The organism is Streptomyces sp. C (assembly GCF_000158895.1).
Lineage (GTDB): Bacteria > Actinomycetota > Actinomycetes > Streptomycetales > Streptomycetaceae > Streptomyces > Streptomyces racemochromogenes.
Map to the genome: position 1 here is coordinate 2073517 of NZ_GG657750.1, position 5292 is coordinate 2078808.

General features: G+C 73.9%; 4 protein-coding genes and 2 pseudogenes. 4 read left to right on the forward strand and 2 right to left on the reverse strand.

Annotated features, from left to right (window positions below; genetic code table 11):
• Positions 1-53 precede the first annotated feature (53 nt).
• Together SSNG_RS09130 and SSNG_RS09135 are read right to left on the reverse strand one after the other, a co-directional pair.
• A pseudogene (locus SSNG_RS09130) lies at positions 54-963 on the reverse strand (SDR family oxidoreductase).
• Positions 964-970: 7 nt separating this feature from the next.
• Positions 971-1735 carry an SDR family oxidoreductase gene (locus SSNG_RS09135; RefSeq protein ID WP_007263531.1) on the reverse strand — a complete coding sequence of 255 codons (765 nt, stop codon included), beginning with the start codon at positions 1733-1735 and terminating at the stop codon, positions 971-973.
• 67 nt (positions 1736-1802) lie between these two features.
• On the opposite strand from SSNG_RS09135, the gene SSNG_RS09140 reads away from it, so the two are divergent.
• The 4 genes and pseudogenes from SSNG_RS09140 to SSNG_RS09155 all read left to right on the forward strand — a co-directional run.
• Positions 1803-2552, forward strand: a complete 750-nt coding sequence (locus SSNG_RS09140) for an enoyl-CoA hydratase family protein (RefSeq protein ID WP_042800781.1) — start codon at positions 1803-1805, stop codon at positions 2550-2552.
• Positions 2549-3400 carry a CoA-transferase gene (locus SSNG_RS09145; protein ID WP_007263533.1) on the forward strand — a complete coding sequence of 284 codons (852 nt, stop codon included), beginning with the start codon at positions 2549-2551 and terminating at the stop codon, positions 3398-3400. Before SSNG_RS09140 ends, SSNG_RS09145 begins: the two co-directional genes overlap by 4 nt.
• Complete coding sequence (locus SSNG_RS09150) at positions 3397-4152, forward strand: CoA-transferase (RefSeq protein WP_007263534.1); 756 nt, start codon at positions 3397-3399, stop codon at positions 4150-4152. The genes SSNG_RS09145 and SSNG_RS09150 overlap by 4 nt, the downstream gene beginning before the upstream one ends.
• 31 nt (positions 4153-4183) lie before the next feature.
• A pseudogene (locus tag SSNG_RS09155) lies at positions 4184-5254 on the forward strand (nitronate monooxygenase); the annotation flags it as partial.
• Positions 5255-5292: the final 38 nt, after the last annotated feature.

The window sequence follows — 5292 nt, forward strand, 5'->3', positions numbered from 1 at the left end:
CCCGCCCCGCCGACGGGCCGGGGCCGGGCCTGCAAACCAGGTCGAGCTCAGGGCTACCGGGCCCCGTACACCGGCTGCGGCGGCTCCTTTTTCCGCGAGCAGTTTCGTGACCTCCGCGCCCGCCCCCGACGGGGTCCACCGCGCGCCCCGGTCCGCCGTCGGACCCGGGCGCCAGCCCTCCATCACCGTGATCCGGCCGCCCTCCACCTCGAACACCCGCCCCGTGACCCCCGCCGACTCCTCCGAGCCGAGCCACACCACCAGCGGGGACACGTTCTCCGGGGCCATCGCGTCGAAGCCCCCTTCCTCCGGCGCGGCCATCGACTCGGCGAAGGTCCGTTCCGTCATCCGGGTCCGCGCCGCCGGGGCGATCGCGTTGACCTGAACCCCGTACCGGTCCATCTCGGCCGCCGCCACCAGCGTCAGGCCGAGGATCCCCGCCTTGGCCGCGCTGTAGTTGCCCTGGCCGACGGAGCCCAGCAGTCCCGCCCCCGAGGAGGTGTTGACCACCCGGGCGGCCCGCGACCGCCCGGCCTTCGCCTCGGCCCGCCACCACGCGGCCGCCGCCCGCAACGGCAGGAAGTGCCCCTTGAGGTGCACCCGCATCACCGCGTCCCAGTCGGCCTCCCCGAGGTTGACCAGCATCCGGTCCCGCAGGAACCCGGCGTTGTTGACCAGGGTGTCCAGGCCGCCGAAGGCCGAGACGGCGCAGTCCACCAGCGAGGCCGCGCCCTCCTCGGAGGCTATGTCCCCGCCGTGCGCCACCGCTTCGCCGCCGCGCGCCCGGATCTCCTCGACGACCAGCGACGCCGGGCTGTCGGGCCCGGGGCGGCCGTCCAGGCCCACCCCGAGGTCGTTGACGACCACCCGCGCGCCCTCCGCCGCGAAGGCCAGGGCGTGGGCCCGGCCCAGTCCCCGTCCCGCGCCCGTCACGATCACCACGCGTCCGTCCGCAATGCCCATGTCCACCTCAGCTCTCCTTGTTGACCGTTGCCGCGTCCAGGAACGCCGGCCGTTCCCCGCCGCCGTGCACCAGCAGGCTCGCGCCGCTCACGTAGCCCGCCCGGCCGGAGGCCAGGAACACCGCCGCCTCCCCCACCTCCGAGGGCTCGGCCAGCCGCCCCAGCGGCACGGTGGCGCCGACCGCCGCGACGCCCGCCTCGTCCCCGTAGTGCAGGTGCGCCAGCTCGGTCCGCACCATGCCCAGGACGAGCGAGTTGACGCGTACGTCGGGCGCCCATTCCACGGCCATCGAGCGGGCCAGGTTCTCCAGGCCCGCCTTGGCCGCGCCGTAGGCGGCCGTCCCGGGCGAGGGGCGGGTGCCGCTGACGCTGCCGACCATGACGACCGAGCCGCGGCTCTCGCGCAGCCACGGGTACGCGGCGAGCGAAGCCGTCATCGGGGCCACCAGGTTGAGCTCGACGACCCGGGCGTGCCGCTCGGCAGCGCCCTCCCCCAGCAGCCGGTACGGGGTCCCGCCGGCGTTGTTCACCAGGCAGTCGAGCCGCCCGTGGCGCTCGCCGACGGCGTCGAAGAACTCCCGTACGGAGGCCGCGTCGCGCAGGTCCACGGCGGTGAAGGCGGCCCGCCGGCCGGCCGCGGCCACCGGCTCCCGCGGCGGCCGCCGGGCGCAGACCACGACCTCCGCCCCGGCCGTCAGGAACGAGCGCGCGATCCCGGCGCCCACCCCCCGGGTTCCGCCGGTGACGACGACAACCCTCCCATTGAGCTCCATCGGCTGCTACCTTCCTCACCTGGCAAGCACCTAACAAATGTTTGGTGGAAAGGTAGCTGATCCGCTCATGGGTGTCTCCACCTCCGGCCCGGCCAAGGGCATCGCACTCGTCACAGCCGACTTCCCGCCCGTCAACGCCCTCCCCGTCCAGGGCTGGTACGACCTCGCCGACGCGCTGCGCGCCGCCGGCCGGGACCCCGAGGTCCGCTGCGTGGTCCTGGCCGCCGAGGGCCGGGGCTTCAACGCCGGGGTCGACATCAAGGAGATGCAGCGCGACAACGGGCACGGCGCCCTCATCGGCGCCAACCGCGGCTGCTACGAGGCCTTCGCCGCCGTCTACGAGTGCGAGGTGCCGGTGGTCGCCGCCGTGAACGGGTTCTGCCTGGGCGGCGGCATCGGCCTGGTCGGCAACGCCGACGCGATCGTGGCGAGCGAGGACGCCGTCTTCGGGCTCCCGGAACTCGACCGGGGCGCCCTCGGGGCCGCCACCCACCTGGCCCGGCTCGTCCCGCAGCACCTGATGCGGGCCCTGTACTACACCTCGCGCACCGCCACCGCCGCCGAACTCCACGCGCACGGCTCCGTCTGGAAGGTGGTCCCGCCCGAACGGCTGCGGGACGCCGCCCTGGAACTCGCGGCCGAGATCGCCAAGAAGGACGGCTACCTGATCCGCCTGGCCAAGGCGGCCATCAACGGCATCGACCCCGTCGACGTGCGCCGCAGCTACCGCTTCGAACAGGGCTTCACCTTCGAGGCCAACCTCAGCGGGGTCGCCGACCGCGTCCGCGACACCTTCGGCAAAGGACGGACCGCATGACGGACAAGACGATGACCCCCGAAGAGGTGGTCGGGCAGCTGAGCAGCGGAATGACCATCGGCATCGGCGGCTGGGGCTCCCGGCGCAAGCCCATGGCCCTGGTGCGGGCACTGCTCCGCTCCCGGATCACCGATCTCACCGTGGTCTCGTACGGCGGCCCCGACGTCGGACTGCTGGCCGCCGCCGGACGGATCCGCAGACTCGTCGCCCCCTTCGCCACCCTCGACTCCATCGCCCTGGAGCCGAACTTCCGCGCCGCCCGCGAGAGCGGGGCCATCGCCCTCACCGAGTACGACGAGGCCATGTTCATGTGGGGGCTGCACGCCGCCGCGAACCGGCTCCCCTTCATGCCCGTCCGGGCCGGCCTCGGCTCCGACGTGATGCGGGTCAACCCCGGACTGCGCACCGTCACCTCCCCGTACGCCGACGGCGAGGAGTTCGTCGCCGTACCCGCCCTGCGCCTGGACGCGGCCCTGGTCCACCTCAACCGCGCCGACCGGCACGGCAACGCCCAGTACCTGGGCCCGGACCCCTACTTCGACGACCTCTTCTGCGAGGCCGCCGACGCCGCCTACGTCTCCTGCGAACAGCTCGTGGAGACCGCCGAGCTGGCCAAGTCCGGTCCCCCGCAGTCCCTCCTGGTCAGCCGGCACTCCGTCACCGGCGTCGCGGAGACCCCGAACGGCGCGCACTTCACCTCCTGCGCGCCCGACTACGACCGCGACGAGGCCTTCCAGAAGCTGTACGCCGCCACCCCCTGGCCCGAGTTCGCCGCCCGCTTCCTGGCCGGCGGCAGCGAGCACGACTACCAGACCGCCGTCCGGACCTGGCACGAGGAGCAGAATTGACCGCCGCGACCGCCACGACCGCCGCGACCGCCGTCACCCGACCGGAGTACTGCGTGATCGCCTGCGCCGAGGCCTGGCGCGACAACGGCGAGGTCCTCGCCAGCCCGATGGGGCTGATCCCCTCCTTCGGGGCCCGGCTCGCCAAGCGCACCTTCTCCCCCGACCTGCTGCTCACCGACGGCGAGGCCCTGCTCGTCGGCCTCGACGGCACGCCCGAGGGCTGGCTGCCGTACCGCCGCCACCTGACGATGGTCACCGGCGGGCGGCGGCACGTGATGATGGGCGCCAGCCAGATCGACCGGTACGGCAACCAGAACATCTCCTGCATCGGCGACTGGGAGCGGCCTTCCCGCCAGCTCCTCGGGGTCCGCGGCGCGCCCGTCAACACCCTGAACAACCCGGTGAGCTACTGGGTCCCCCGGCATTCCCCCCGGGTGTTCGTCGAGCGCGTCGACATGGTCAGCGGGGTGGGTTACGACCGCGCGGAAGCGGCCGGGGTGACCCGCTTCCACCGGCTGCCGCGGGTGGTCAGCGACCTGGGGGTCTTCGACTTCACCGGCCCGGACCACTCGATGCGCCTGGTCTCCCTGCACCCGGGCGTCACGGTCGAGCAGGTCCGCGCGGCGACCGGATTCGAGCTGGCGGTCGCGGACGAGGTCCCGTACACGCGCGGGCCCAGCGCCGAGGAGCTGCGGCTGATCCGCGAGGTGATCGACCCCCGGGGCCTGCGGGACCGGGAAGTCCGGGTCTGAGGCGAGGCGGCGGCGGAGGAGCGAGGAGTCTGCGATGGAGACGGCACTCACCAGGCTGGTCGGCGTCCGGTACCCGATCGTGCAGACGGGCATGGGCTGGGTGGCCGGGCCGCGCCTGGTCTCGGCGGCGGCGAACGCGGGCGCCCTGGGGATCCTGGCCTCGGCGACGATGACCGTGGACCAGCTGAGGGCCGCGGTCCAGGAGGTCAGGTCCCGTACGGACGCGCCGTTCGGGGTGAACCTGCGCGCGGACGCCGGGGACGCGGCCGAGCGGGTGCGGCTGATCATCGACGAGGGCGTGCGGGTGGCCTCGTTCGCGCTCGCCCCGTCGCAGGAGCTGATCGGCCGGCTGAAGGACGCCGGGGTGGTGGTGATCCCCTCGATCGGGGCGCGCCGGCACGCCGAGAAGGTCGCGGCCTGGGGCGCGGACGCGGTGGTCGTGCAGGGCGGCGAGGGCGGCGGGCACACCGGTGAGGTGGCCACGACGGTGCTGCTGCCGCAGGTGGTCGACGCGGTGGACATCCCGGTGATCGCGGCGGGCGGCTTCAGCGACGGCCGCGGCCTGGTCGCGGCCCTGGCGTACGGGGCGGCGGGCATCGCGATGGGCACCCGCTTCCTGCTGACCTCCGATTCCACCGTCCCGGACGCGGTGAAGGCCCGGTACCTGAAGGCCACGGTCAAGGACGTCACCGTCACCACGGCCGTCGACGGGCTGCCGCACCGGATGCTGCGCACCGAGCTGGTCGCCGCCCTGGAGCGGTCGGGCCGGGCCGGGGCGCTGGCACGGGCGGTCCGGCACGCGGCCGGTTTCCGGAAGCTGTCGGGCCTGTCCTGGGCGCAGATGGTGCGCGACGGCCTGGCGATGAAGCACGGAAAGGACCTGTCCTGGAGCCAGGTCCTACTGGCGGCGAACACCCCGATGCTCCTGAAGGCGTCCATGGTCGAGGGCCGTACGGACCTCGGCGTCATGGCATCGGGCCAGGTCGCGGGGGTGATCGAGGACCTGCCGTCCTGTGCGGAACTCGTCTCCCGGGTCATGGCCGAAGCAGGACGGGCGATGGAAGCACTGCACTCGCTCCACACCCCGCCACCACCGGGGTGATCCCCACTGGTCCGCCGGTCGGCCGGCCGGCCGGGCCG